General features: G+C 57.7%; 24 protein-coding genes. 20 read left to right on the forward strand and 4 right to left on the reverse strand.

What is annotated here, in order from left to right; genetic code table 11:
- Nucleotides 1-625: 625 nt before the first annotated feature.
- Nucleotides 626-2,206 carry an acyl-CoA synthetase gene (locus V1T76_RS15885; RefSeq protein WP_330561638.1) on the reverse strand — a complete coding sequence of 527 codons (1,581 nt, stop codon included), beginning with the start codon at nucleotides 2,204-2,206 and terminating at the stop codon, nucleotides 626-628.
- 154 nt (nucleotides 2,207-2,360) lie between these two features.
- Here V1T76_RS15885 and V1T76_RS15890 point away from each other — a divergent pair, with 154 nt between their 5' ends.
- Nucleotides 2,361-3,170, forward strand: coding sequence for an alpha/beta hydrolase (locus V1T76_RS15890; RefSeq protein WP_330561639.1), 810 nt, complete (start codon nucleotides 2,361-2,363; stop codon nucleotides 3,168-3,170).
- A gap of 22 nt (nucleotides 3,171-3,192) precedes the next feature.
- The gene (gene fumC, locus V1T76_RS15895; RefSeq protein ID WP_330561640.1) at nucleotides 3,193-4,578 is read left to right on the forward strand and encodes a class II fumarate hydratase; all 1,386 of its coding nucleotides are present in this window, start codon (nucleotides 3,193-3,195) and stop codon (nucleotides 4,576-4,578) included.
- Between the two features lie 58 nt (nucleotides 4,579-4,636).
- Here fumC and V1T76_RS15900 read toward each other — a convergent pair whose 3' ends face one another.
- The 3 genes from V1T76_RS15900 to V1T76_RS15910 form a co-directional block, all read right to left on the reverse strand.
- The gene (locus V1T76_RS15900) at nucleotides 4,637-5,788 is read right to left on the reverse strand and encodes a fumarylacetoacetate hydrolase family protein (protein ID WP_330561641.1); all 1,152 of its coding nucleotides are present in this window, start codon (nucleotides 5,786-5,788) and stop codon (nucleotides 4,637-4,639) included.
- A gap of 133 nt (nucleotides 5,789-5,921) precedes the next feature.
- Nucleotides 5,922-6,680, reverse strand: coding sequence for a FadR/GntR family transcriptional regulator (locus V1T76_RS15905; protein ID WP_330561642.1), 759 nt, complete (start codon nucleotides 6,678-6,680; stop codon nucleotides 5,922-5,924).
- Nucleotides 6,681-6,922: 242 nt separating this feature from the next.
- Entirely contained in the window at nucleotides 6,923-7,291 is a 369-nt protein-coding gene (locus tag V1T76_RS15910) for a PilZ domain-containing protein (protein ID WP_006934664.1), read from the reverse strand.
- A gap of 748 nt (nucleotides 7,292-8,039) precedes the next feature.
- Between V1T76_RS15910 and flgB the strand changes: the two genes are divergently transcribed.
- The 18 genes from flgB to V1T76_RS16000 all read left to right on the forward strand — a co-directional run bounded on the left by flgB (nucleotide 8,040) and on the right by V1T76_RS16000 (nucleotide 23,963).
- A complete protein-coding gene (flgB, locus tag V1T76_RS15915) occupies nucleotides 8,040-8,420 on the forward strand; it encodes a flagellar basal body rod protein FlgB (RefSeq protein ID WP_006934660.1) in 381 nt (126 codons plus the stop codon).
- Nucleotides 8,421-8,432: 12 nt separating this feature from the next.
- Entirely contained in the window at nucleotides 8,433-8,849 is a 417-nt protein-coding gene (gene flgC / locus V1T76_RS15920; protein WP_006934658.1) for a flagellar basal body rod protein FlgC, read from the forward strand.
- A gap of 2 nt (nucleotides 8,850-8,851) precedes the next feature.
- Nucleotides 8,852-9,184: a flagellar hook-basal body complex protein FliE gene (locus tag V1T76_RS15925; RefSeq protein WP_330561643.1), complete on the forward strand. Its 333-nt coding sequence runs from the start codon at nucleotides 8,852-8,854 to the stop codon at nucleotides 9,182-9,184.
- A gap of 48 nt (nucleotides 9,185-9,232) precedes the next feature.
- Nucleotides 9,233-10,021 carry a flagellar basal-body rod protein FlgG gene (flgG, locus tag V1T76_RS15930; RefSeq protein WP_330561644.1) on the forward strand — a complete coding sequence of 263 codons (789 nt, stop codon included), beginning with the start codon at nucleotides 9,233-9,235 and terminating at the stop codon, nucleotides 10,019-10,021.
- Between the two features lie 14 nt (nucleotides 10,022-10,035).
- Nucleotides 10,036-10,491 carry a flagellar basal body P-ring formation chaperone FlgA gene (flgA, locus tag V1T76_RS15935; RefSeq protein ID WP_330561645.1) on the forward strand — a complete coding sequence of 152 codons (456 nt, stop codon included), beginning with the start codon at nucleotides 10,036-10,038 and terminating at the stop codon, nucleotides 10,489-10,491.
- 4 nt (nucleotides 10,492-10,495) lie between these two features.
- The gene (gene flgI / locus V1T76_RS15940; protein ID WP_330561646.1) at nucleotides 10,496-11,602 is read left to right on the forward strand and encodes a flagellar basal body P-ring protein FlgI; all 1,107 of its coding nucleotides are present in this window, start codon (nucleotides 10,496-10,498) and stop codon (nucleotides 11,600-11,602) included.
- Between the two features lie 191 nt (nucleotides 11,603-11,793).
- The gene (locus V1T76_RS15945) at nucleotides 11,794-12,336 is read left to right on the forward strand and encodes a MotE family protein (RefSeq protein ID WP_330561647.1); all 543 of its coding nucleotides are present in this window, start codon (nucleotides 11,794-11,796) and stop codon (nucleotides 12,334-12,336) included.
- Nucleotides 12,336-13,040 carry a flagellar basal body L-ring protein FlgH gene (gene flgH / locus V1T76_RS15950; protein ID WP_040439910.1) on the forward strand — a complete coding sequence of 235 codons (705 nt, stop codon included), beginning with the start codon at nucleotides 12,336-12,338 and terminating at the stop codon, nucleotides 13,038-13,040. Before V1T76_RS15945 ends, flgH begins: the two co-directional genes overlap by 1 nt.
- A 30-nt stretch (nucleotides 13,041-13,070) precedes the next feature.
- On the forward strand, nucleotides 13,071-13,571 hold the full coding sequence (locus V1T76_RS15955; protein ID WP_330561648.1) for a flagellar basal body-associated FliL family protein: 501 nt from the start codon (nucleotides 13,071-13,073) through the stop codon (nucleotides 13,569-13,571).
- Nucleotides 13,568-14,311 (forward strand): flagellar type III secretion system pore protein FliP, encoded by a 744-nt coding sequence (gene fliP / locus V1T76_RS15960; RefSeq protein WP_330561649.1) that lies wholly within the window; start codon nucleotides 13,568-13,570, stop codon nucleotides 14,309-14,311. Before V1T76_RS15955 ends, fliP begins: the two co-directional genes overlap by 4 nt.
- 309 nt (nucleotides 14,312-14,620) lie before the next feature.
- Nucleotides 14,621-15,523 (forward strand): flagellin N-terminal helical domain-containing protein, encoded by a 903-nt coding sequence (locus V1T76_RS15965; protein WP_330561650.1) that lies wholly within the window; start codon nucleotides 14,621-14,623, stop codon nucleotides 15,521-15,523.
- A 166-nt stretch (nucleotides 15,524-15,689) separates the two neighbouring features.
- Nucleotides 15,690-17,336 carry a flagellar basal-body MS-ring/collar protein FliF gene (fliF, locus tag V1T76_RS15970; RefSeq protein ID WP_330561651.1) on the forward strand — a complete coding sequence of 549 codons (1,647 nt, stop codon included), beginning with the start codon at nucleotides 15,690-15,692 and terminating at the stop codon, nucleotides 17,334-17,336.
- Nucleotides 17,336-17,974, forward strand: a complete 639-nt coding sequence (locus V1T76_RS15975) for a hypothetical protein (protein ID WP_330561652.1) — start codon at nucleotides 17,336-17,338, stop codon at nucleotides 17,972-17,974. The genes fliF and V1T76_RS15975 overlap by 1 nt, the downstream gene beginning before the upstream one ends.
- A complete protein-coding gene (locus V1T76_RS15980) occupies nucleotides 17,974-19,476 on the forward strand; it encodes a MotB family protein (protein WP_330561653.1) in 1,503 nt (500 codons plus the stop codon). The genes V1T76_RS15975 and V1T76_RS15980 overlap by 1 nt, the downstream gene beginning before the upstream one ends.
- Nucleotides 19,476-20,711, forward strand: a complete 1,236-nt coding sequence (locus tag V1T76_RS15985; protein ID WP_330561654.1) for a chemotaxis protein — start codon at nucleotides 19,476-19,478, stop codon at nucleotides 20,709-20,711. Before V1T76_RS15980 ends, V1T76_RS15985 begins: the two co-directional genes overlap by 1 nt.
- Nucleotides 20,701-21,990 (forward strand): flagellar hook-length control protein FliK, encoded by a 1,290-nt coding sequence (fliK, locus tag V1T76_RS15990; protein ID WP_330561655.1) that lies wholly within the window; start codon nucleotides 20,701-20,703, stop codon nucleotides 21,988-21,990. The genes V1T76_RS15985 and fliK overlap by 11 nt, the downstream gene beginning before the upstream one ends.
- Nucleotides 21,944-22,519, forward strand: coding sequence for a transglycosylase SLT domain-containing protein (locus V1T76_RS15995; protein WP_330561656.1), 576 nt, complete (start codon nucleotides 21,944-21,946; stop codon nucleotides 22,517-22,519). Before fliK ends, V1T76_RS15995 begins: the two co-directional genes overlap by 47 nt.
- A gap of 169 nt (nucleotides 22,520-22,688) precedes the next feature.
- Nucleotides 22,689-23,963 carry a flagellar hook protein FlgE gene (locus V1T76_RS16000; protein ID WP_330561657.1) on the forward strand — a complete coding sequence of 425 codons (1,275 nt, stop codon included), beginning with the start codon at nucleotides 22,689-22,691 and terminating at the stop codon, nucleotides 23,961-23,963.
- Nucleotides 23,964-23,988: the final 25 nt, after the last annotated feature.

Below are 23,988 nucleotides of genomic sequence, written 5' to 3' on the forward strand. Positions count from 1 at the left end.
GAGGATGAATCCAACAGAAGAGCAAGTTCGTGGATGCTGTTTGTCAGATCGGCAAACGGAGCCGGCGTCGTAATGAGAGCGTTGTTTCGAAGCGGTCTGGAGAGGGGTCCGGCCTGCTGTAAGCGGAACAACGTGAATTCGGTTTCCGGGTCCAACGAAGCCACAAATGCCGCGCCTTTGAGACCGTGGCCCCTGATGATGCCTGCGTGCGCTATCTGAAGCGTGTGAGGCAGCGGGTGACCGAGACGTTCTCTGCCACTCTCGTGCCAGTAGGCGTATATATGCGCAAACCAGTCGCCGTCCTTCCTGCCTAGAATTGCGACCGCTGTTTCGAGAGTAGAGCCCTTGGAGGAATGCGTGTCGCTGTACTACGCTGCGTGGCGGTCATCGATCGCACAGGCTGGCATTACGAAGTCGAATGGCCCAAGTGTCAGACCGGAAAGATCCCGCACCGCCGGACTCAGCTCATGCTGTTTGGCGTAGCGACCCAAGACCTCCAAAAGAGGCGCGGGCTCCGTGATGTCTATCTTTAGAGGTTCCGCCCGGCATCTGGCATAGGGCCGCCGATTTTCGGCGGCGGGACCAGGATGCCGGATGTCGGCAAGTGTCCTGGGCGGTGGCCGTCTCACAGTAAGCCCTGCTCCGTCAGATGCTCTCGCACCAGTTTCTTCGTGATCTTGCCGTAGGCGCTGGTCGGCATCGCCGGAATAAAGAGGTAGCGTGCCGGCAATTTGTAACGGGCGATCTTGCCGTCGAGATAGTCCGTCAAAGCCTGAGGGTCGGGGGACTTGCCCGGGGCCGCCACGCAAACGGCAAGTCCGACTTCGCCCCATTGCCTGTCAGGAATGCCTAGAATTGCGACCTCGGAGATATCCGGATGTGTGAGCAGGACTTCCTCGACTTCTTTCGGATAGACGTTGGAGCCACCCGAAATATACATGTCCGAGGCTCGGCCGGTCAGGAAGAGGTAGCGCTGTTCATCCATGTGACCGATGTCGCCCGTCCGGAACCAGCCATTTCTGAACGACTTTTTGTTGGCTTCATCGTCCTCCAGGTATCCCGCGCAGACAGCTGCGCCAATAACGCAGACTTCACCTGTTTCATTGGGCGGCAGAAGATTGCCGTGTTCGTCCTGGATCGAGACCTCGATGCCGGTGCGCTCCGTGCCGCAGGTGCCGCTGCGTGTCTCGGGACCATCCTCCAGAAAATGATCCTGGGGCCGCAGCACCGTGATGTTTCCGGTGACCTCGCCAAGCCCGTAGTATTGAACCAGAACGTGCCCCAGTTTCTGCAGCGCCAGTTTCTGGTCCTCCCGGTACATGGGAGCCCCCGCATAGATGAGGTGTCGCAGGCTTGAGTGATCGAACCGGTCGACCGCAGGATCTTCCACCAGGCGTTTGACGATTGTTGGCACAGTGAAAATATTGCTGACCTTGTGTTTTTCGATCAGCTCGAAAGCGGTTGCCGGATTGAAGCCACCTCTAGGCAAAAGCACATGCGCTGAACCGGCCACAAGCTGAGCGACCAGTTGTAGCCCTGCGCCGTGGGAGAGCGGAGCGATCACCAGCGATGCATCCTGTTCCGTTGTTCCAGGCAACAGATCCGCCATGTAGTTGACGCAGACGAAACCGATTTGCCCGTGACTGAGGACGACCGCCTTTGGGCGTCCTGTGGAGCCGGATGTGAAGAACAACCAACAGGGGTCGTTGTAATCTACGCTCTCATTCGCAAAGGCTTGTCCCGTGTGGCGGGAGACAAGATCCTCATAGCTGGTGCCAAAGTCGCTCGTGCCAATCGTTACGCAACCAGTCAGCTGCGGTCTTGCGTTCCGTACAGCTTCGGCTTGAGCGCTGAAATTTGCGTCACACAGGAAAACCTTCGCCTTCGCTTTTTCCGCCGCATAGGCTGTCTCACCGGGCGCCTGACGGAAGTTGCAAGGAACCCAGACAGCCCCCAGGCGGAAAGCAGCCAGCATGATCTCGATCATCTGAACAGAGTTTTCAGCCTGCACCAGGAGACTGTCCCCCTTGGAAACGCCAAACTCAGACTGCAGGCCTGTTGCAAGAGCTGAGACTCGCGAATCGATTTCCGCCCAGGTCCATGTGCGCCCATCCTGGACAACGGCCGGACGGGTTGGCCATCGTGCGGCATTTCTGGACAGAAAGTGTGCAAGATTGGACACGCGATTGGAACAGCGTTCCACCATATGAGTTTGCCTCCCGGTTCATGGTTTTTTTCTGACGTTAGGTTGACCCAGGTCTATTTGACAAGCTGCGATTGGCATTCAGGCCGTTCCGCTTTGAAAGGAAATCGTGCAAGGATGCCGCCGATCAATTTCGAAGGTTGTTAGAGGATTTCGAATGAGCGAGATGACGATTGCTGATTGGGACGATGCCTATTCAAATGCAGCGTATATTCCAGGTGCCGACGATTTTATTGTGCGCTGGGCGCAAGATGCCGAAGCCTTCCGGAAAAGCTGGGTCGAGAAGGATCTGGATGTTGTTTACGGGGAAGGGGATCGTCAACGGTTCGATGTGTTCCGGCCGGAGCGAAAATCCAAGGGGCTCGTTGTCTTCGTGCATGGGGGCTACTGGCTGAGATTCGACAAGAGTTCCTGGTCGCATTTCTCAAGCGGGTGTCTGGCAAAGGGCTGGACGGTTTGCATGCCATCCTATGAGCTGGCTCCAGATGCCCGGATCTCAGACATCACGCGGCAGATCAGTGTGGCAGTCACGAAAGCGGCGGCTCGTGTTGCCGGGCCGATCCGGCTGGCCGGTCACTCCGCCGGAGGCCATCTGGTCACTCGGATGATCTGTGAGGATACGCGCCTGTCAGAGGACGTTCTGGCGCGAATCGAGCGGGTCGTATCCATTAGCGGTCTGCACGACCTTCGCCCGCTCAGAAATACCGTGATGAACAAGTCTTTCCAAATGAGCGAAGAAGAGGCCGTTGCCGAGAGCGCCGCACTTATGAAGCCCGCAATCGACTGCCCGGTCGTCGCCTGGGTTGGAGGGGCGGAGCGTCCGGAGTTCCTCCGCCAGTCGAAACTTCTCGCCGACGCTTGGCCAACGGCGACTTATCGGGAAGATCCGGATCGGCATCATTTCGACGTCATCGATGGGCTTAAAAAGCCGGATAGCGAGTTGACCGAAACCTTGCTGGCCTCTTGAGCCAACCCACAGGGAGACGCTTATGCGTACTGAAAGCGACAGCATCGGTGAGATAGATGTACCGGAGGACAAATACTGGGGGGCGCAGACACAGCGTTCCCTCAAGTATTTTTCAATCGGCAGTGACTTGATGCCGATTGAGCTTGTCCACGCCTATGGCATCCTGAAAAAGGCAGCCGCTCTTTCAAACGAAGAGCTGGGCCTGCTGCGTGACGATCTAGCGAGCCTGATTGTCCGGGCAGCGGAGGAAGTGAGCGAAGGAAAACTGGACGAGCATTTTCCTCTGCACGTCTGGATGACCGGTAGCGGCACCCAAACCAACATGAACGTGAATGAGGTGATCGCCAATCGCGCCATTGCGCTTGCAGGCGGCGTACTGGGGTCAAAAGATCCGGTTCACCCCAACGATCACGTGAACCTGTCTCAGTCTTCCAATGACAGCTTTCCTGCAGCCATGCACATGGCGGCTGCGATCCAGGTGAACCACCGCCTGCTGCCAGGGGTTCAGACACTCCACAAAAGCCTTCAGGAAAAAGCCGATGCCTGGGACAGTATCATCAAGATCGGCAGAACCCATATGCAGGACGCTACGCCTCTGACACTTGGGCAGGAGTTTTCCGGTTACGCTGAAATGCTGCGGCAGGACATGGAACGTATCCGTTTTGCATTAAACGATGTCTATGGTCTGGCGCTGGGCGGAACCGCTGTGGGGACGGGGATCAACGCGCATCCCCGCTTTGCAGAGCTGTCAGCCACAAAAATCGCCGAACTGACTGGTTTGCCGTTTTATACGGCTCCGAACAAATTCGCTGTCCAGGGCGCGCATGATGCTCTTGTCATGCTGAGCGGGGCTTTGAAGACGCTTGCTGTGTCCTTGTTCAAGATCGCAAACGACATTCGTCTTTTGTCATGCGGACCCCGCTGCGGATTTTTCGAACTGATAATTCCGTCCAATGAACCCGGGTCCTCGATCATGCCGGGCAAGGTCAATCCGACTCAGTGTGAGGCACTTGCGATGATCGCGGCGCAGGTCATCGGGAATGACGTCGTGGTCGGGATTGGTGGCGCCAGCGGGTATCTCGAGATGAATGTCTACAAGCCGTTGATGATCAATGCAATTCTGCAATCGGTTAAGATCATGGGTGACGGCTGCACCAACTTCTCCCGTTTCCTTGTCGAAGGAATGCAGCCGAACGAAAAGCGCATCAAGCAGTTCCTGGATCAGTCCTTGATGCTGGTCACTGCGCTCAGTCCGCTTATCGGATACGACAAGGCCAGTCATGCCGCACATCATGCCTTTGAGCACGATCTGACCTTGAAACAGGCATGCCTTGACCTTGGCTTTGTCAGCGCAGAGGAATTCGACCGGGTTGTCGATCCCGCGAAAATGGTCCAGCCGACGCTTTGACGAGCACGCATGCTTCCTGATGTGAGACTGCGCCGAGCGCTGGGCTTAAAGCTTCCAGCTAGAGAAGGCCACGCTCTGCGAGGTTGCGCATCAGGGAGCTTATTCCGAAAGTCCATTCTGGACATTCCGTCGAAAGCCGGACCGTGTTGCTCAAGCGGCCCAGGCCCGGGCTTTCGATCGTGACAACGTCGCCCAGTTTGTGCGTAAAGCCTTCACCGGCGACGTCCCTGTCCTGGGTAGGGGCAAAGAGCGTGCCGAGAAACAGCATGATCCCGTCAGGGTACTGGTGATGCCGACCCAGAGTCTGCCGGACGAGGTCTTGAGGATCCCGGCTAATCTCCTTCATCGAAGACCGTCCCTTCAGGATAAACCCGTCCGTGCCCTCGACTGTCAGATCCAGCTCTGCCTGGCGCACGTCCTCCAGCGAAAACGTGGCGTCGAACAGTCGGATCATGGGCCCGATGGCGCAGGATGCATTGTTGTCCTTGGCTTTGGACAGAAGCAGCGCCGAGCGGCCTTCGACGTCGCGCAGATTGACGTCATTTCCAAGAGTCGCGCCGACAATCACACCTTTGGAAGAGACGGTCAGAACCACTTCCGGCTCAGGGTTGTTCCAGCTCGACACAGGATGCAGACCGACATCTGCACCCGGGCCGACGGAGGAAAGAACCTGGGCTTTGGAAAAGACTTCGGCATCCGGGCCGATACCAACTTCCAGATATTGGCTCCACAGCCCTTCGGAAATCAGCGCCTGTTTTACCCTGGCAGCTTCCTCTGATCCGGCGCGCAGGTTACGCAGACTGTCGCCGATGGTGGAGCCCACACGTGCCCGAATTGCTTCCGCCTTTTGGGGATCGCCTGCCGCTTTTTCCTCGATAACGCGTTCCACCATGGAATTGGCGAAGGTCACCCCACAGGCTTTCACCGCTTGCAGATCGCACGGTGCAAGAAAATGCAATTCGGTGGGATTATCTGAAGAAGCTGCTGCAATCAGGTCGAGAGCGCCGAGATCTTCTCCTTCTGCCGTGGCAACATAACTTGTCGGATCCCGCATTTCGCAGATGTCCCGCACGGTCGGGGCGGTCTTCGAGGTGATGTCGATGACGCGATTGCCGCGCAGAGTAACGACGGAAGGTCCGTTGACGCCGGGCCGCCAAACACGGCCCAGATAAGTGCCGGAGGACATTTCGGTTTCTGAATAAAAGCTCATGGCGTTTCCTGGTTGGCCTTGGGGTGTGGCCCATTGTTGATTTTCCCTAATCTGCTGGGAAAACCCTCACTTGTCCAACAAATCTGGAAGCGCGGCTTTTGGCGTGGTCAATACGGCTCTTCAAGCGCCTGGGTCATTCCTGAAGCGTTGAAGCAACCAGTTTGTCTGCCATCGCCTTGTTCAGCACCAGCATGTCTTTCATGCGTCCGCGCGCCAGTTCGGCATCGCCGGCATCGATGGCTTCTGCCACGCCTACATGATTGCGGCGTGCAACTTTCTCTTCCGGAGGCGTTCGCTGTGACGCGGCATAGGAAAAGAGCATGACCGCGTAAATCAGATTCTGGAGCTGGGAAAGCATCTGATTGCCACTGGCTTGTAGGATCGTGGCATGGAACATGTAGTCGGCGCCAATCATGCTGGACTGACCGTCCAGCGGGTGTATGGCCCGCGCGGCTGCCAGAATGGTGTCACGTTGGCTACGGCTTGCATTTACGGCAGCGAGTGCGGCCGCTTCCGGCTCGAATATCAGCCTGAGATCTGTTGCCTCTGCATAAATTCTTGCCGTTTGCGGACTTTTCGGGTCGTGCCAGCGAATGACGTCCGGATCAAGAAGGTTCCAGTCGTCAAACGGGCAGACGCGTGAGCCGTATCTGCGGGCAGTTCGGATCAACCCCTTGCCGCACAAGACCTTGATGGCTTCCCGAACAACGGTCCGCGAAACGCCGAGACTGTCGACGAGTTCATCCTCGCGCGGCAGGATCGCGCCGGTGGGGAAATCACCATGTGCGATCTTTTTGCCGAGATGTTCGACTGTATCCTTGACCGCTCCGGTTGGCAGAGATGTGAGGGCTTTGTCCGGTAGTTCGAAGAAATTTCGTTTCTTATTATCCATTCAACAGACTCGGGCAGTCGGGTCTCGCACACTGATCGTGTGCGGTGAGACCGGCGTTGCGTCCTGAGCATGTTTTACAAGCCAATTTTTTAAAATACTAGAATTAATAACCTTGAATAACGTTTTGCAAAGCTGATCTGTCACTTCTGTAGTCTGTTGGTGCCTCCGTCGTCTAAATAATTGACCAATCGGCAAGGAAATGGAGTTGGTAATTTTGAATTTGTAGGACAATTACTGAGGATCTATCCATCGAGGGCGTATAGTCTTTGCGCAAGTTTCCTCACTCCAGTGTTTCGGAAGTGACGTATACTTGCCGGTGGTACCAGATAAACGACCCCTGCTGACAGACCGTCTCGCCAACGGAGCTGGACCTCGGCGACAGTTTTCGGCACGGCGTCGAAAACATAGAACTCCTCTGGCAAGTCGGTAACCTCGTTCAGAACGAGGCGGATGCCGCCATCAGAGATGTCCCGGATGGTGCAATCGCAAATAAATTCATTGTCCAGACTGGCGAGTTTCGCCGGGCGAAGTCTTGTGCGTTGACGCGGGTGCAGGCGGCGCTGAATGGCGGCGGCGATGGAGTCCCGTTTTGCGGTCAGAAACGAAAACATGTCACAACCTCAGTTGTTGGGTCTTGATGGGGCAAGCGGTTCCATTGGCCTTAGCGGCTCTGGTCTGCTGGAACCAGGAAGTCGAGGGCGGTAGCTGGGGTCTCCCAGTGTTGAAGGCCGGTGCGTGACGGGAGATTGAGCGTTCCGACACAGACGATATGCCAGGTCGTAAAGTCCTCGCCAGCCGGCAGGTGTGCTGCCGAGGTTGTCTAGAACCGCCAAGGCACCGCCGGTCAAGGCGCCTCTACGGGCACCGCCAGGTCCTCGCCAGGCACCGCCAGCAACAGCACCTTCCATCGCTCCATCAACGATCGGCAGGTCCGACTGATCGAGGTTGATATGTGCATCTGCATACGCTTTTGCATAGGCGTCGCAGTCCGTGAACTGGGCCAATGCCGGTGGTGCAAGGCTGACAACGAAAAGCAGAATCGTAGCCGGAAAAACTCCGTTTCGTGTAAGCAAGTCGCGAGACGAAAGAGCCGTGCATCGCGCAATGGGGCGGAGTGAATGCCCGTCTGCTTTCTGTGCGCAGGTTCGCGGCAACAGCCGTTTCATACGCTTCTCCCAGATAGGGGTTTCAGAACGGGCAGGGGCGCCCGCGCAATCAATGTATGCAAACTGAAGATTGCGCGAACCTTGTGCGGCGGAGGTGCTGGAGGCCTGACCGATGAGCGCTTTCGGCCGAACAGTTTCGGACAAGCTTGGCTGACTATCCCTTGGGGCAACCTGAGCCGATAGGAGGTCTTCCATGGAACCTGTGTTCCTGACCAAACTCGTTTCGAACAGCAATGACTGGCTTTCCGTCCGCCAGGCGACCATTGCCGAGAACATTGCCAATGCCAATACGCCGGGCTTCCGGTCCAAGGATCTGGAGCCGTTCACAACGGTGATCAGCAGAACGCAGCTTGCCATGACGGCAACCCATGACGGCCATCTGGGCCAGACGATGGAAGCCGCGCGCAAGTCCGATGTCGAAAAGGCGGACAGCTGGACCGTTACCCATTCCGGAAACTCTGTCAGCCTGGAACAGGAACTCATGAAGGCAGGAGAGGTCGCGCGCGATCATTCGTTGAACGCCAGTATCGCGAAGTCTTTCCATCGCATGTACCTGTCCGCAGTGAAATCCTAAAGGAAAACAATCATGTCCGATCCGCTTTCCGCAACCTTGCAGATTTCCGGCGCCGGCCTGAGGGCACAGTCGGAGCGTTTGAGAGTTGTGTCCGAAAACCTCGCGAACGCCCGCTCTACCGGGGAAGCTGCCGGCGACGATCCTTACCGTCGCAAGACCATCACTTTCGAAAGCGAGTTCAGCCGTGCCGTTCAGGCCAACCTGGTGTCCGTGAAGGGCATTGGCGAGGACAAGGCCGAGTTCGCGGTGGAGTATGACCCCGGACATCCGGCGGCGGACGAGAACGGCTATGTGAAGATGCCGAACGTCAACACGCTGCTCGAGCTGGCCGACATGCGCGAAACCAACCGTTCTTACGAAGCCAATCTGAAAGTCATGACGCAGGCCCGCGAAATGGTCATGCGCAACATCGACCTGTTGAGGAACTGATCATGATCAACGAAATCTCCGCACTAACCTCGTCGACCGACGGTGTCCTGAAGGCTGCCTCCACCACGAGGTACACGGCAAGCACGCCAGATCTCGGTGGCACCGCCTCTGTCGGTGACATCAGTTTCTCCGACGCGATGGCGAAAGTTTCGACAGACGCGATCGACAAGATCAAGCAGGGTGAAGCGGCGTCCATTGCAGGTGTCGACGGCCAGGCTTCAGTTCAGCAGGTGGTCGAGGCGGTCATGGCAGCAGAATCCACCCTCCAGACCGCGATTGCCATTCGCGACAAGGTCGTGAGCGCCTATCAGGAAATCAGCCGCATGTCGATCTGATCGAGCCATGAGCCTTGATAAGCAATTGTAATTACCAGGAGAAAATCCATGAAAGCCCTTGCTATCGCCGCGACCGGCATGAGCGCACAGCAGATGAATGTCGAAGTCGTCGCCAACAACATCGCCAATATGAATACGACGTCCTTCAAACGATCCCAGGCGGAATTCTCTGATCTTCTGTATCAGGCCGAGCGTCTGCAAGGGGTGCCGAACCGGGGCGGAGAGGATCCCGTGCCGGAAGGTGCGCAGCTTGGTCTCGGCGTTCGCACCGCCGGCATCCGCAAGCTTCATGCGCAAGGCTCTCTAACCAATACCGGCAACCAGTTCGATGTCGCGCTTGACGGCCGGGGCTGGTTTGAGATCACCGGGCCGGACGACGAAACGCTGTTTACCCGGGCGGGCTCTTTCAACAAGAATGCTGATGGCAGACTGGTCACGATTGATGGTTACCCGGTTGAACCTGCAATCATCGTTCCGCAAGAAACCATCGAGGTGGTTGTCAACGAATCCGGTCAGGTTTTCGCCAAGGTCGACGGTGAAACGGCGCCGCGCGAACTGGGTCAGTTGACGCTTTCCAATTTCGCCAATGATGTCGGTCTCGAACCTGTTGGTGGCAACCTGTTCCGCGAAACGGAGGCCTCCGGCTCACCCGTTTCCGGTGTTGCCGGCGATCCGGGATTCGGTGTTATCCGTCAGGGCTATCTTGAAAGCTCGAACGTCGATCCCGTGAAGGAAATCACGGCCCTGATCAGCGCCCAGCGCGGATATGAAATGAACTCCAAGGTCATGAAGGCCGCTGACGAGATGGCAGGTACTGTCACCAACGGTATTCGCTAACGGGAGTTGAGGCGATGTTGATCCGATCCTTGTTCCTGGCGCTGGTCCTTGTTTTCAGCACTGCGGCAACTCGTGCTGCCGGAGGCATAGATCTGCCGGTGCCGCGCCAGACAATTCAGGCTGGAACTGAAATCTCACATCAGGATCTGATCGAGCGATCGTTTCCGACCCGGACAGCGCAGCAATTTGCTGTTTCCACCAACAGGGGCCAACTGGTTGGAATGGTTGCACGGCGCACGTTGCTGCCGGGACAGCCGGTGCCAATCAGCTCGGTCGAAAAGCCGGTCCTTGTTCGTCGTGGCGAACCGGCGCGGCTGGTCTTCCGGGAACAGGGCCTGATGATCATCATGCAGGTGGAAGCGCTTCAAAACGGTGGAGCCGGCAATTTCGTGCGCGTGCGCAATGTCGACAGCGGTCTGGTGGTTTCCGGACGGGTTCAAGAAGACGGCACCATACGTGTGGAGAACTGAGTTTATGACCCGGGTACTCGTTTTTGTTCTGGCTGCACTGTTGGCCTTGCCGGTGTCGGCAATGTCCATGGTCCGGATCAAGGATATCGCCAGTCTGCAAGGGGTGCGCGACAACCAGCTTGTCGGCTATGGCCTCGTCATCGGTCTGAAGGGATCTGGCGACACGTTGCGTAATTCGCCTTTCACGGAACAGTCGCTGCAATCGATGCTCGACAGCCTGGGGGTAAACGTGCGCGACGCGCGGCTGAGGACGCGAAACGTTGCGGCCGTGGTCGTAACCGCCGAAATGCCGTCCTTCATCGGCCAGGGATCGACGATCGATGTGAGTGTGTCTTCACTCGGCGATGCCACGTCGCTTGCTGGCGGGACACTTATCGCCACCCCTTTGCTGGGAGCGGATGGGCAGATTTATGCGGTTGCTCAGGGTCCGGTCGCAGTGTCCGGTTTTGCGGAACTGGGCCAGGCGGAAAGTCTGACACAGGGTATTCCGACCGTTGGCCGGGTTCCAAATGGTGGTCTCATCGAAAGAGATTTGCCGGCTAAGTTTTCGCAGATACCCAATCTGGTGCTCGAGCTTTCAAACCCGGATTTCCGGACGGCGGTGCGCATTGCCGACGCGATCAATCAGTTCACCAGGGAACGATACGGGATCAAGGTTGCCAAGGAACGGGACTACCGGACGGTCGTGCTCACGCCGCCGCAGAACATCAGCGTCACACGGTTTATTGCCGAGATAGAAGCCATTCGGGTGACGCCCGATCAGACAGCGAAAGTCGTTATCGATGAGCGGACCGGAACTGTGGTTATCGGCAAGGATGTGCAGATTTCGACCGTGGCCATTACACATGGCAATCTGACGGTCCGAATTTCTGAAGCGCCCGAGGTTTCGCAGCCGTCTCCGTTCTCGCAGAACGGTCAGACCGTCGTCGTTCCGAGAACCTATGTCGATGCACAGGAAAGCGGAGGCCAGCTTGCCGTCGTCGGTGGAACGGATCTGCCAACGCTGGTGCGCGGTCTCAATCGGATCGGTTTGCGTCCAACCGGCATCATAGCGATCCTCCAGGCGATCAAGACAGCCGGGGCGCTGCAGGCAGAACTTGTGGTGCAATAACACAGAGCCGGTTTGATCCCGCTAAGGGAGCTGTCCACGTCTTCTGAGATCGTGATGATCCCAATCCGTCTCTGCCGGTTGAGCAATTCCAAAAACGCCGCTTTTCGAAGCGGCGTTTTTCTTGCGACAGCCTCACGCAAGCTCGATCTCCGATTGTGCGTCCAAAGAGGTTCTGCACAAGGGAAGGCCTTATGCCACGACATTTGGACCGCGGCCGCACATTCACGCTTCTGGTGCTTGCGGCAGTTTCGATCACATTCGGTGGCCCGGCCGTTGCCCAGGCACCGCGCCAGAAGCCGCAAGCGCACGAGAGCGCACTTGTGCCCGTGCCGCCACAGGACAGCGAACTCTATTGCAAGAACATCGCCGAAGCGGCCTCGGATGCACGCATCAAGTGGCAGACCTGGAAGCTGATCAGCCTAGAGGCGAGCCTGCGGGACCGTATTGAGGAACTGCAGCGCAAGGAGCGCGAATTCGAACAATGGGTCGAGCGGCGGGAAGACCTGCTCAATGAAGTCGAGGATCAGGTTGTGTCCATCATCGGACGCATGCGCCCGGAGGCAGCTGCGGCGCAGCTTCAGACAACCGATGAGGAAGCCGCTGTTGGTGTTCTTCTGAAACTGAAGGCCCGCGTTGCCAGCAGCATTCTCGACGAGATGGAACCTTCCCGCGCTGCCCAGCTGACCCAATCGATGATGGGGCTGACCCATCCCGAAATACAACGGAGTTTCTGATGCGCGCTATTATGTTCTCCTTCGGAGCTGCGATGCTGACCGGTTGTGCCGGACAGTTGGAAGATGTTGGCCGCGCACCGGAGATGACACCGGTCGGGTATGGTCTTGCCGTTCAGCAGCCCGCCGCTTATCCGCTCAGCACTTTCGGGCAGGGCACCGTCAAGGACTACAACTCCTTGTGGGCGAGTGGCCGCGACAATTTCTTTGCAGATCCACGGGCAAAGAAAGTTGGTGATGTGCTGACAGTCACCATCCAGATCAACGACCGTGCCAATATGGACAACAAGTCGGACCGCAGGCGCACTTCCGACATCGGCTGGGGCGGCACGATGGACTACGACTGGGACGGCATCGGCCATGGTGGCAGTGGCAATCTGGGTGTCGATTCCGGCTCAGGCTCTGCAGGCTCCGGTTCCATCGACCGGTCGGAGGAAATTCAGCTTTCCGTCGCTGCCGTGGTCACGGACCGTCTACCGAATGGCAACCTCGTGATCTCCGGATCTCAGGAAATGCGTGTGAACTTCGAAATGCGCATTCTGCAGATCGCTGGCATCGTGCGTCCGCGCGACATCCAGGCCAACAACACCATTCCTTACGACAAGATTGCCGAAGCGCGTGTCTCCTATGGCGGCCGTGGAAGGATTACCGAGGTTCAGCAACCGGCCTGGGGGCAGCAGATCTACGACATCGTGACGCCCTTCTGAGCCCTTCCTGAAAATATCGGAAAGACCGAAATGCCAAATATCATCGAAGTTCCCTTTGAAGGTGCGCAGGAGCCCCAGCGAAGCTCCGGCTTTGTCGCGGCAATGGTGTTGCTGACACTGATTGGCGGCGGTGCTGGTGCGGGCCTTGCGAAATATGTCGCAGACTACACCGAAGAGGAAGTTCACGGCCGGCTCCGCCAGCAGCAGAGCTTCACCGACACGCTGCCGTTTTCTCCTTCGACGCGTTTGCAAAGGCTGGAGCCACTGGTGACGAACCTGGCATCGCCGCAAGATGCATGGATCCGGGTGCAGGCTTCAATTCTCCTCGAAGACGATCCGGACGGCGATGCCGGTGTTCTCAAGAAAAAGGTCGAGGATGATTTTCTCGGCTATATGCGCACGCTGACCCTGTCTCATCTGGAAGGCGGGATCGGTTTGCAGCATCTTCGCGAAGATCTAACCGAGCGTGCCCAGACCCGCACCAGAGGTCAGGTGAGTGAGGTCATTCTGGAATCGGTGGTCATTCAATGAGCCGTTTTCTAGTTGCCGGCCTCGTACTGGTCGCGATGACGGGGGCTGCAGCGGCCCAGGTGCCGGATCTGTCAGCGTTGCTGCCCGCCGGAGAGGGCAGTGCCAGCGGCCGGATCATCCAGATGATTGCGCTGCTGACGGTGCTTTCTCTGGCGCCGGGAATCCTCATCATGGTAACGAGCTTCACCCGCTTCGTGATCGCGTTCTCATTCCTGAGGTCCGGTATCGGTCTTCAGACCACTCCAGGCAATCTGATCCTTATTTCGCTGGCCCTCTTCATGACCTTCTACGTCATGGCGCCGACGTTCGACAAAGCCTGGGAGCAGGGTGTCCAGCCGCTCATGAATAACGAGATTTCCGAAGAAGAAGCCTATGTCCGGATCACGACTCCATTCCGGGATTTCATGTTGAGCCAGGTACGCGAAGAAGACCTTGTTCTTTTCGATGACCTTGCTGCCGGCCGGGTGACGGATAACGAAGCTGCCTCAGCGGAAGAAGTCGATTTGCGCGTCTTGATCCCGGCGTTCATGATTTCTGAACTGCGACGGGGTTTCGAAATCGGTTTTTTGATCGCGTTGCCTTTTCTCGTGATCGATATGATCGTTGCAACGATCACCATGTCCATGGGCATGATGATGTTGCCGCCAACGGTAATATCTTTGCCTTTCAAGGCCTTGTTCTTCGTCCTGATCGACGGGTGGAACCTTCTGGTCGGTAGTCTTGTGCGATCATTCTTGTAACCGGCGGGGGCGTCGGGGCGCAAAAGGGCGGGGCCGGAAGGCTCCGCCTTTTTATTACCGGCGATAAGATCGTGAGCGATTAGATCTTTTGTTGTGAATTTGTGTCTCGGTGAAATTCCAAAAAGATCAAATTGCCCGCATTGGCGTAAGCTTCGCGCAAGATTGAGCCGATACGGTCGTTTTCACAGCAGGTTGAACCTCAAACCTACCCACGGTTCAAAAGCATGACGCTGCTCCTGCTGTGCCGGTGAAAACCCGGCATGTCCCAATCCAATCCAGTAACACACTGACACATTGAAGGGACATATCATGTCTAGCTTGATGACGAACGCTTCCGCAATGACCGCTCTGCAGACTCTGCGGAACACCAGCGCCAATCTGGCAGAGACGCAGAACCGCATCTCTACCGGTTATCGCGTTGCCGGCGCGGAAGACAACGCTGCCTACTGGTCCATCGCAACCACCATGCGTTCCGACAACATGGCTCTCAGCGCCGTTGAAGACTCCCTGGGTCTGGGTGCTGCGACCGTCGACGTCATGTACACTGCTATGGACAGCACTGTTGATGTCATGAACGAGATCAAATCCAAGCTTGTTGCCGCCCGTACGCCGGGTGTTGACCGCGGCAAGATCCAGTCCGACATCAACGAACTGCAGAACCAGCTTAAGTCAACTGCCGAATCCGCCGTCTTCAACGGTGAAAACTGGCTGTCTTCCGACGTCACCACGGTAACGTCGAAGGAAATCGTCAGCTCCTTCACCCGCGTCGGTGGTGCGGTTTCCGTTCTGACGACCACGGTCGATATCACCGCTACCCAGCTCTATGACACCACTGGTGGTGGTACCGGTATCCTTGATCGTGCTCTGACGAACGGTAACGTTGTCGACACCATCGACATCTCCGCTCTGACGGACAGCGCTGCCGACCTGACCACTCTGGAAGGCATGATCTCGGATGTTGACGAAGCTCTGGGCCTCATCACAGACTCTGCAACCCTGCTCGGCTCCACCAAGAAGCGCGTTGATCTGCAGAAGGACTTCGTGTCCGCACTGATCGACTCGATCGACCGTGGTGTCGGCCAGCTCGTGGATGCTGACATGAACAAGGAATCGACCCGCCTCCAGGCTCTGCAGACACAGCAGCAGCTCGGTATCCAGGCTCTGTCGATCGCCAACCAGGGTTCGCAGAACATTCTGTCCCTGTTCCGTTAATCCATCCAGTTATCTGGCCGGATTACCAGGCAAGAGGACCGCGCCCTTCGGGGCGCGGTTTTTTTATGTCCGGATCTTCCGTCTGCAGCCCCGGGTAACAGGCTCGCGCAAGGTCCAGTTCCGATAGTGGGTCAAACAGAACGTTACGTGCATGAAGGGGTTATGCATGCCGGGCCGTGAACACGCCGAAAAACTATGGGCAAACCTGATGGAACTGGGAGTGCGCAGACTTGTCGCGCTCGCCATGATCGGGCTCGCTACAATCGCGACCGTCGGCGCGGGAGCATATTATCTTAGCCGGCCGGAACAGACCGTCCTTTACACGGGTCTCGACGGTGAGGATGTCACTCGCATCGGCTCCGCGCTTCGGGATGCCGGCATTCCTTTCGATATCAATTCGGAAGGCACCGCCGTCATGGTCAGTCATGCGCAGACCGCGAAAGCACGCATGCTTCTGGCTGAAAAAGGCCTGCCTCGGGGCGCCAATTCCGGCTACGAGCTCTTTGACGAGCTGGGGTCTCTCGGGCTCACTTCCTTCATGCAGGAAGTGACTCGGGTTCGTGCGCTGGAAGGAGAACTTGCCCGCACCATTCAGCTCATGAAAGGGATCCGTGCTGCCCGCGTTCATATCGTGTTGCCGGAAAAAGGATCGTTCCGTCGCGACCAGCAGCCTCCATCGGCCTCTGTCGTCATCCGCTCCGACGTGCCTGATGACGTTCGAACGGCTGACGCCATCCGTCATCTGGTCGCAGCCGGGGTTCCGGGAATGCAGGCGGACAAGGTTACGGTTCTCGACACGTCAGGGGGCATTCTGGCGGCTGGAAAGGACCCGACCAAGGCATCGGCAGGCCAGCTTGCCAGCCTTGAAACGGCCGTTAGCAACCGGATCCAGGAGAATATCCGAAAGACCCTGACGCCCTATCTCGGCCTCGACAATTTCCAGGTCAGTGTCGCGGCAGAGCTCAACACCGACCGCAAGACGATTGCCGAGACGATTTTCGATCCGGACTCACGGACCGAACGATCCATCCGGACTATTCGTGAAAACGAAAACGCCCAGAACTCCAGTGTGTCTGCACCGACAACGGTGGAGCAGAACCTTCCCGAAGAGGACGTGTCTGCCGACAATGGAGAGCGGTCCAGTGAAGAAAACGAGCGCCGTGAGGAAACCGTCAACTACGAGATCTCCTCTAAGCGCATCGAGACGTCGCAGGATGGGTACCGGGTCGACCGCCTGTCCATCGCTGTTCTGGTCGACAAATCCCGCCTTGCTCAGTCTCTTGGAGGTGAGCCGACCCAGGCTCAGATGCAGGAACAACTCACCGAGATCGAAGCGCTGGTCGCCTCTTCCGCAGGTATCGAGAGGGAGCGTGGGGATCTGGTAAAGGTCGCGGTCGTCGACTTTGTCGACGGCGGCCGGGCCATGGAGCCAATCCCGCCGATCAGCATCACCGAATATCTGATGCGTCAGTCCGGCAACATCATTAATGCGCTTGCGATCCTCACGGTATCGATGCTGGTGATCTGGTTCGGTCTGCGGCCCGCCGTCGCTGCCCTGGTGCCGCAAATAGCCAAGCCGCAGGTAGAAATGGCCGAACTCGGGATGACACCTGAAACGGCGGAAGGAACCGCGGAGGCCGTCGACGGAGAACAGACCTTCCTGATGCCGCCAGATCATTCGGACATGCTGCAAGACCTCAACAGCCGGCGCAACAAATCCGCGCTCCGGAAGCTGGAATCCTTGCTGGAATTCAACGAGGAACAGTCCGCCGCGATCCTGCGCCAGTGGCTCTATGAATCGGAGCGCATCTAATGACCACGTCAATCGCTTCCCATATTCCCGTCCTGTCCGCCTCCCGGTTCAAGTCCTTTGCGGCGTTCGATCCCGCGCTCGTGGATGTACTGGAACCTTGTGAGGAAACCGCGCCCGAGCCGAGCCTGGAAGAAAAGCTTCAGGCCGAATACGAGCGCGGCCTGGCAGAAGGCAGCAACAGCACGATGGCCCATTTCCAGGCTTTGCTGGAACAGGAGCGCGAAGAGCACGCGAAACGCCTCAACGAAGAGCGCGACCGCTTCGACATGCGGGAGGCGGCCAACGTCAGTGCTTCGATCGAAGGCTTTCTCAATGTGATGGAACAGCGGATTTCGTATTCGCTGGCCAAGCTGCTGCAGCCTTTCCTGACAGAGAAGATCGTCGACCAGCTGGTGGAGGCCTTTGCCGGCAACCTTCGGCAACTGACCGAGGAAACTGAGGGCAAGATGATCAGGCTGCGTGGGCCGGAGACGCTGGTCAGCCGTGTGCTGGAACAGTTGCCGGCCTTGCGAGACCGGATCGATGTGCAACACGCAGACCAGGTTGAGCTGGTGGCCTTGCTCGACGAAACGACCCTCGAGACGCGGCTCGGACAGTGGCTGGGCCAGCTTGATGCTTTGAAAGGGGAGGCAGACTGATGTTGGACGGCGTCCCGAATGAAATTGTCATTGTCCGGCGCAAGAACAGCTGGGAAGACGATCAGACGCCACATGGCGTCTGGAAGATCGCCTATGCGGATTTCATGACCGCTTTGATGGCCTTCTTTCTGGTCATGTGGCTGATCAACGTGACCGATGACAGCGTACGCCGCGGCGTGGCGCAGTATTTCAACCCGGTCAAGCTTGCGTCCACGGCCCCCAACCGCAAGGGGCTGAATGATCCCGAGATCAACGGCGAAACCAACGAAGCCGGCACCAAACTGTTTACGGGCAAGTTGGGCGGCTCGGATGCGCCGGTCGATCAGGACGAGAATTTCGGCGATGGCCGGGATGAAGGCCACAAGCTGGAGGAAGTAATCGAGACGCCCGAAATGGGCGGTGCGCCCGCCTCCGGGCAGTTTACCCAGACCCATTCGGAATCGATCCTGTTCACCGACCCCTATGCCGTTCTCGATACCCTGTCGCAGAAAATCCGCGTTGCTGATGTGCGCGAAGACAATCCCAAAGGCATCGGTACCGGGCTTCAGAAAAACGAAGGTGTTCAGGGTGGTCAGGCCTATCGGGATCCTTTCGATCCGATGTTCTGGCAATTCCGTCCGGGCCGGGGTGTGGCAAGTGCCGAAGCCGCGCCTGACGTGAGCCTGCCTGGCAATGGTACCGCGCCGTCCTCTCATGCGATGGCGGGCGACTTCGCCTATGCCGCTCCATTTGACGAAGGCACGCAATCGGAGACCGGCATTGCGCAGCAGAACGGAAACGCTGCTCCTGGCAAAGGGGCGGAGAAAGGCGACTACATGGCGGAAAAAGCCGGAACGACGTCCTTTGAATATGTCGGAACCGGCACTCTTCCCGACAACGGAGAAACGACGGATCCAGTTGTCGCCCACGTTCTCGGCAAATCACTGGAGCAGTCTTCCGGCGAGGTTGTCTTCGAAAGTCAGTCGGAAACGGTCGTTGGAGCCGGAGCCGGTGAAGGCGAGGGCACTTACGAAGAAGATTTCACGGCAAGCAGCGCTGAGGTGCTGGTTGCCCGGCTTTCGGAAGTCCTCGCTCAGACCGAGGGGACCGTCCTTGAGGAAACCGCCAGCCAGATCACGGTGACCAGAGAAGGCGAGGGAGCCTTGATCAGCCTCACCGACGACCAGAACTTCGGCATGTTTGCCATCGGTTCCGCCGAGCCACGCCCGGAACTGGTCAAGCTGCTCGAGCGGATTGGAAAGGTCGTTGCAGAGACACCGGGCCAGATCGTCATCAAGGGGCACACCGATGCGCGTCCGTTCCGGAGCAAGACCTATGACAACTGGCGTCTGTCATCTGCCCGCGCTCACATGGCTCTCTACATGCTTTCGCGTGGTGGTGTCGGCAAGGACAGGTTCAACCGGGTCGAAGGATATGCCGACAAGGACCTGAAGGTACCCTCCGATCCTCTAGCTGCCTCAAACCGCCGGATCGAGATCTACCTTCTGGAAGGGGCTCGGTAATGCGCTGCCTTTTTCTCAAGCGGATTTCTTTCTCCGGGCTGCTGATTGCCTTGATGGCTGCGCTCGTCTCCGTGTCGGCAAGCTGGGCGCAGCAGGTCGGCAAAGAGACTTCGGATCCCGAGCCTTATGAAATGATCCGGTCGCTCCAGTCCCTCCAGGAACAGATCGCCCAGGGCAACACCCATGCGATGCAGGCGCAGCGGGCCTTGCTGACAAAAATGGATGCCCATTTTGTGGTGCTGAACGCTGAGGTCTGGCAGGAGCCGCGCAATGCCCGTGCCGCCGTCATCCATCTTCTGAGTGGCGGACACCCGGAGGTGATGCGGTACCTCTTGTCCCTCGATCCGGCACCAGCAGTCGACCGAAAGCTCATGGAGGCTTCTCTGGCCTATGTCGAAGGGCGTGAGGACGAAATGCAAGTCCTTCTCGCGGACATCGATCCGCTGGAGTTGCCGGCCAGCCTTGGTGGCCATGTCGCGCTCGTGAAGGCCGCGCCCTATATCCGGACGGATCCGGAAAAGGCGATGGAACTGCTTCAGGTCGCCAGTCTGCTGATGCCTGGCACCCTCGTCGAGGAGGCAGCTCTTCGCAGGGAAGTTTTCCTTGCCGGCATGACCGCCAACGTTGACCGGTTCCGCGTGCTCAGCATCCGGTATCTTCGCCGATTCAGGACATCGGTATATGCAGGCGATTTCCGCAGACGGTTCGCGCTTTCACTGGACACGCTCGGTTTCGTCAAAAGCGAGGACAAGTTCGCGCTTCTGGATGATGTCCTGCATGAATTCGATGCCGACAGCAGGCGCGGTCTTTATCTGCGCCTGGCAAGGTCCGCCCTGTTGGCCGGTCATCTGAATGTCGCGGGAAAGGCAACGGGCGAAGCTTTGACCCTGACCGTCGAAGGCACCAAGGAAAACGAAATCCTGAAGATCTATCTCGCGGCAACGCGTCTCGATCCGGAATTCATCACCGCCAACCGCGATCTCCTGTGGTCCATCGACAAGTCGATCCTGACGGCGCAGGACCTGGCGATGCTCGATGGCGTCTACGTCGTGCTCAACTCGGTCCGTCATTTTCCGGAACCACCGCCGAATGTGATCGGCGAATTCAACGTGGCAAGCAACATGGACGCTCCGGAAGATCAAAGCTGGGTCACCGCGGACATGGAACTTGCAGATGTTCTGTTGCGCCGAACGGGAAAATCCCTCGCTCAATTGGGAGAACAGGATGAGCGTTAACACTCAGGCATTCGTTCCAACTGCGCCGAAAGCTGGCAAGTCCGCAGACGGGGGAACGGGCGAGCGCGGACAGACCTCTTCCAAAGAGGCCGCCGCCGCGTTTCAGGCCGTGATGCAGAACATGAAAAAAGGCGATGCCGCAGAGGAGCCGTCTGGAAAACCGGCTTCCGAAACGGCTGATCAGGCGGACGGGACTACCGGCGATGCCAACGGCAAGACCGGTTCAGGCAAAGAGCAGGCACCTGGTCCGGTGGCGTTTTCGACCAGTAATCTGGTCGACGCTCTGCGTCAGGCGTCTCAGAATGCACTGTCGCGCAAGGCGAAGGACAGCGAAAGCCTGGATGGAGTGGCTGAAGGCCAAACGGACCCGAAGGCTGAAACCATGCTGCAGAGCGCATCAGCACATGTGGGACTGTCGCTGAATGCCGTTCTTGCAGGCAAGCCCGGACAGGTTTCTTCGGCCCAGGCACAGGCACAACCCGGAGCGGCTCGGATGCCGCCAGTGTTGCAGGGGCAGGCAAACGGCATGCCGGGAGGTGATCCCGACGGACCAGGTCAGACAGGCACATCTTCGCTGTTCTCGCAGTTCGGGGTGGAACCGGAGGCAGTTTCTGACGGCGAGGGGCGCGGGGCGATCGGCCGGTCGATGTTGCCGGAGGAAGCTGCCGGCACCGTCAAGGTTCTGCGCCAGGAAACCCACTTTGCACCAAATATGCGTCTCTCTCCTGCTCAGCAGGTTGGCGACCAGATCACCGCAGCAGTGAAGGATATGGCGTCAAGGCCCGTCTCTCCTGACGCTGGGATATCTGCCAAGGCGGAAGGACCGGTGCTGAAAACACTGGATATCCAGCTTACGCCGCATGAACTGGGCACCGTGAAAGTGTCCCTCAGGATGGTCGGTGATACGGTGGAAGTGTCGCTTGTAACCAGCAGGGCGCAAACAGCCGAACTCCTGAAGCACGACAGGCAAATGCTTGATCAGATGCTCAGAGCGACGGGATTCAAGGCTGATGCCATCACGATCCAGGCCGGCGACGACCGGATCCAGGTCCAGGGCGGAGGCAACGCTTCGGGCCCGCAGGCGCAGAACCAGAATGGTGCCGCCGGTGGCAATCCGTTTGACGGCCAATCGCAGAGTTCCGGCAATGGTGCCGGACAGCAGAATGGTCGTCCGGGACAAAACTCCAGAGAAGACGCTTATCAGGCTTCCGAAACTGCAAGAGGAAAAGGTCATGAGGAAGGTTCTGACGTCAGCCTTTCTGACGGCATCTATCTTTAGTGCGCTCGCCGTTAGTCTGCCTGCGGCCGCCGAGACCCAGAACGTTTGCGAACGCGAGATGATCGCAGCCGCGCGCAAATACAACGTTCCGCTCGGTGTGCTTTATGCGGTCGGCCTGACGGAAACCGGGCGGCGTAATTCGCTTTATCCCTACGCCCTCAATATCGAGGGAAAGTCGGTGTTTCCGCCAAGCCGCCAAGCCGCGAAACAGGATGTTATGGATGCCCGGTCGCATGGCAAGAAACTGATCGACATCGGTTGCATGCAGATCAACCATCATTACCACGGGGACCAGTTCCGCTCCGTGGACCAGATGCTGGAACCGCGTGCGAATGTGCAATATGCCGCGAGGTTTCTGAAGAACCTGAGGCAGCGCCAGGGATCCTGGACGATGGCCGTTGCCCGCTATCATGCGGGGCCAAACAATGATCCGGCACAAAAACGGTATGTCTGTACCGTAATCCGCAATATGGTTGCTTCCGGTTTCGGCAATTGGACAAAGAAGTCCAAGCAATTCTGCGGCGCTTGAACTTTTAAAGCATCGGACGCCCTTATCCGGTGCTTTGTTGTTCTTCGAAAGTTAAAATTTTAGATAATTAAGTATCTGAATGAAAAGGATAATTATTTTCAAACAACAGCCTCGCGCAAGTTAGGTCGGTTTGACTGTCTCCAGTTGATTTTGACACAGGAGACCTGTCATGGGCCTTTTCGGAGTTATGCGTTCCGGCGTTTCCGGCATGAACGCTCAGTCGAGCAAGCTTGGCACAGTTGCCGAGAACATCATGAACTCGAGTACGACAGGCTATAAACGGGCCAAGTCGGAATTTTCGTCACTGGTGGTTTCACAAGGGGCCGGCTCGTTCAACTCGGGCGGCGTAGAGGCCCACACCCAATACGAGATCACCAAGAAGGGCAATTTCAGTTTCACGACGTCAAAGCTCGACCTTGCGATAGATGGCAATGGCTTTTTCGTTGTCGGTAACGAGGCAGGTGAAAGCTTCCTGACCCGCGCCGGTCACTTCGTTCCCGATGGAGATGGCTATCTCCTGAATACGGCCGGCTATTACCTCCAGGGTTATCCGATCACGGGCAACACCGCGCCAACAACCGTTGCCAACGGACTAGGTGGTCTGGAACGGATCAACATCACCCAGAATCAGCTGGAAGCCACTCCCACCAGTGAGGCGTTCCTGCGCGTGAACGTGAGTGAAGATGCGGCGATCGTACCGCCGGCGGATCTGCCGTCTGCCAACGCAGCAACCGCGAGCTATTCCCACAAGACATCTATGATCGTGTACGATAACCTCGGCAACGAGGTGAAACTGGACGTCTATTACTCCAAGGTCACGGAAACGGCTGCAGACAGTGACTGGGAAGTCACGATCTACAATGCGGCAGATGCAGCGCCCGGCGGCGGGTTTCCCTATGCTGCTCCGGCACTGAATACTCAGACGCTGACCTTTGATGTGACCACCGGCAATCTCACCGGTGCAAGTGCGACCGCAATCAATATCGCTGTTCCCAATGGTGGCACCTTCGACCTGGATCTTGATCAGTCGACCTACCTGAATGCCGATTTCACGGTCACCAACGTCGATGCAGACGGGAACGCACCGAGTGCGGTGAAGAACGTCGAATTCTCCGACGACGGCACTCTGTTTGCGATCTACACCAACGGTGATCGCCGGGCGATCTACAAGATCCCGCTGGCAGATGTACCGAGCCCGGACAGGCTCGCCAACAGGTCTGGCAACGTCTACAGCACGTCCTTCGATTCCGGTGATGTTCGGGTCGGTTTCGCGGGCGAGGGCGGCCTGGGCAGCATCAAGGTTGGCGGACTTGAAGACTCCAACGTCGATCTCGGCAACGAGCTGACCTCGATGATCGAATCCCAGCGCACCTACACGGCCAACTCCCAGGTGTTCAAGGCCGGGTCCGACCTGCTCGAGCAGCTCGTCAACCTGGTCCGCTAACGCGGCTTCCCCGCCAACCGGAAAG

The organism is Roseibium sp. FZY0029 (genome assembly GCF_036350355.1).
Lineage (GTDB): Bacteria > Pseudomonadota > Alphaproteobacteria > Rhizobiales > Stappiaceae > Roseibium.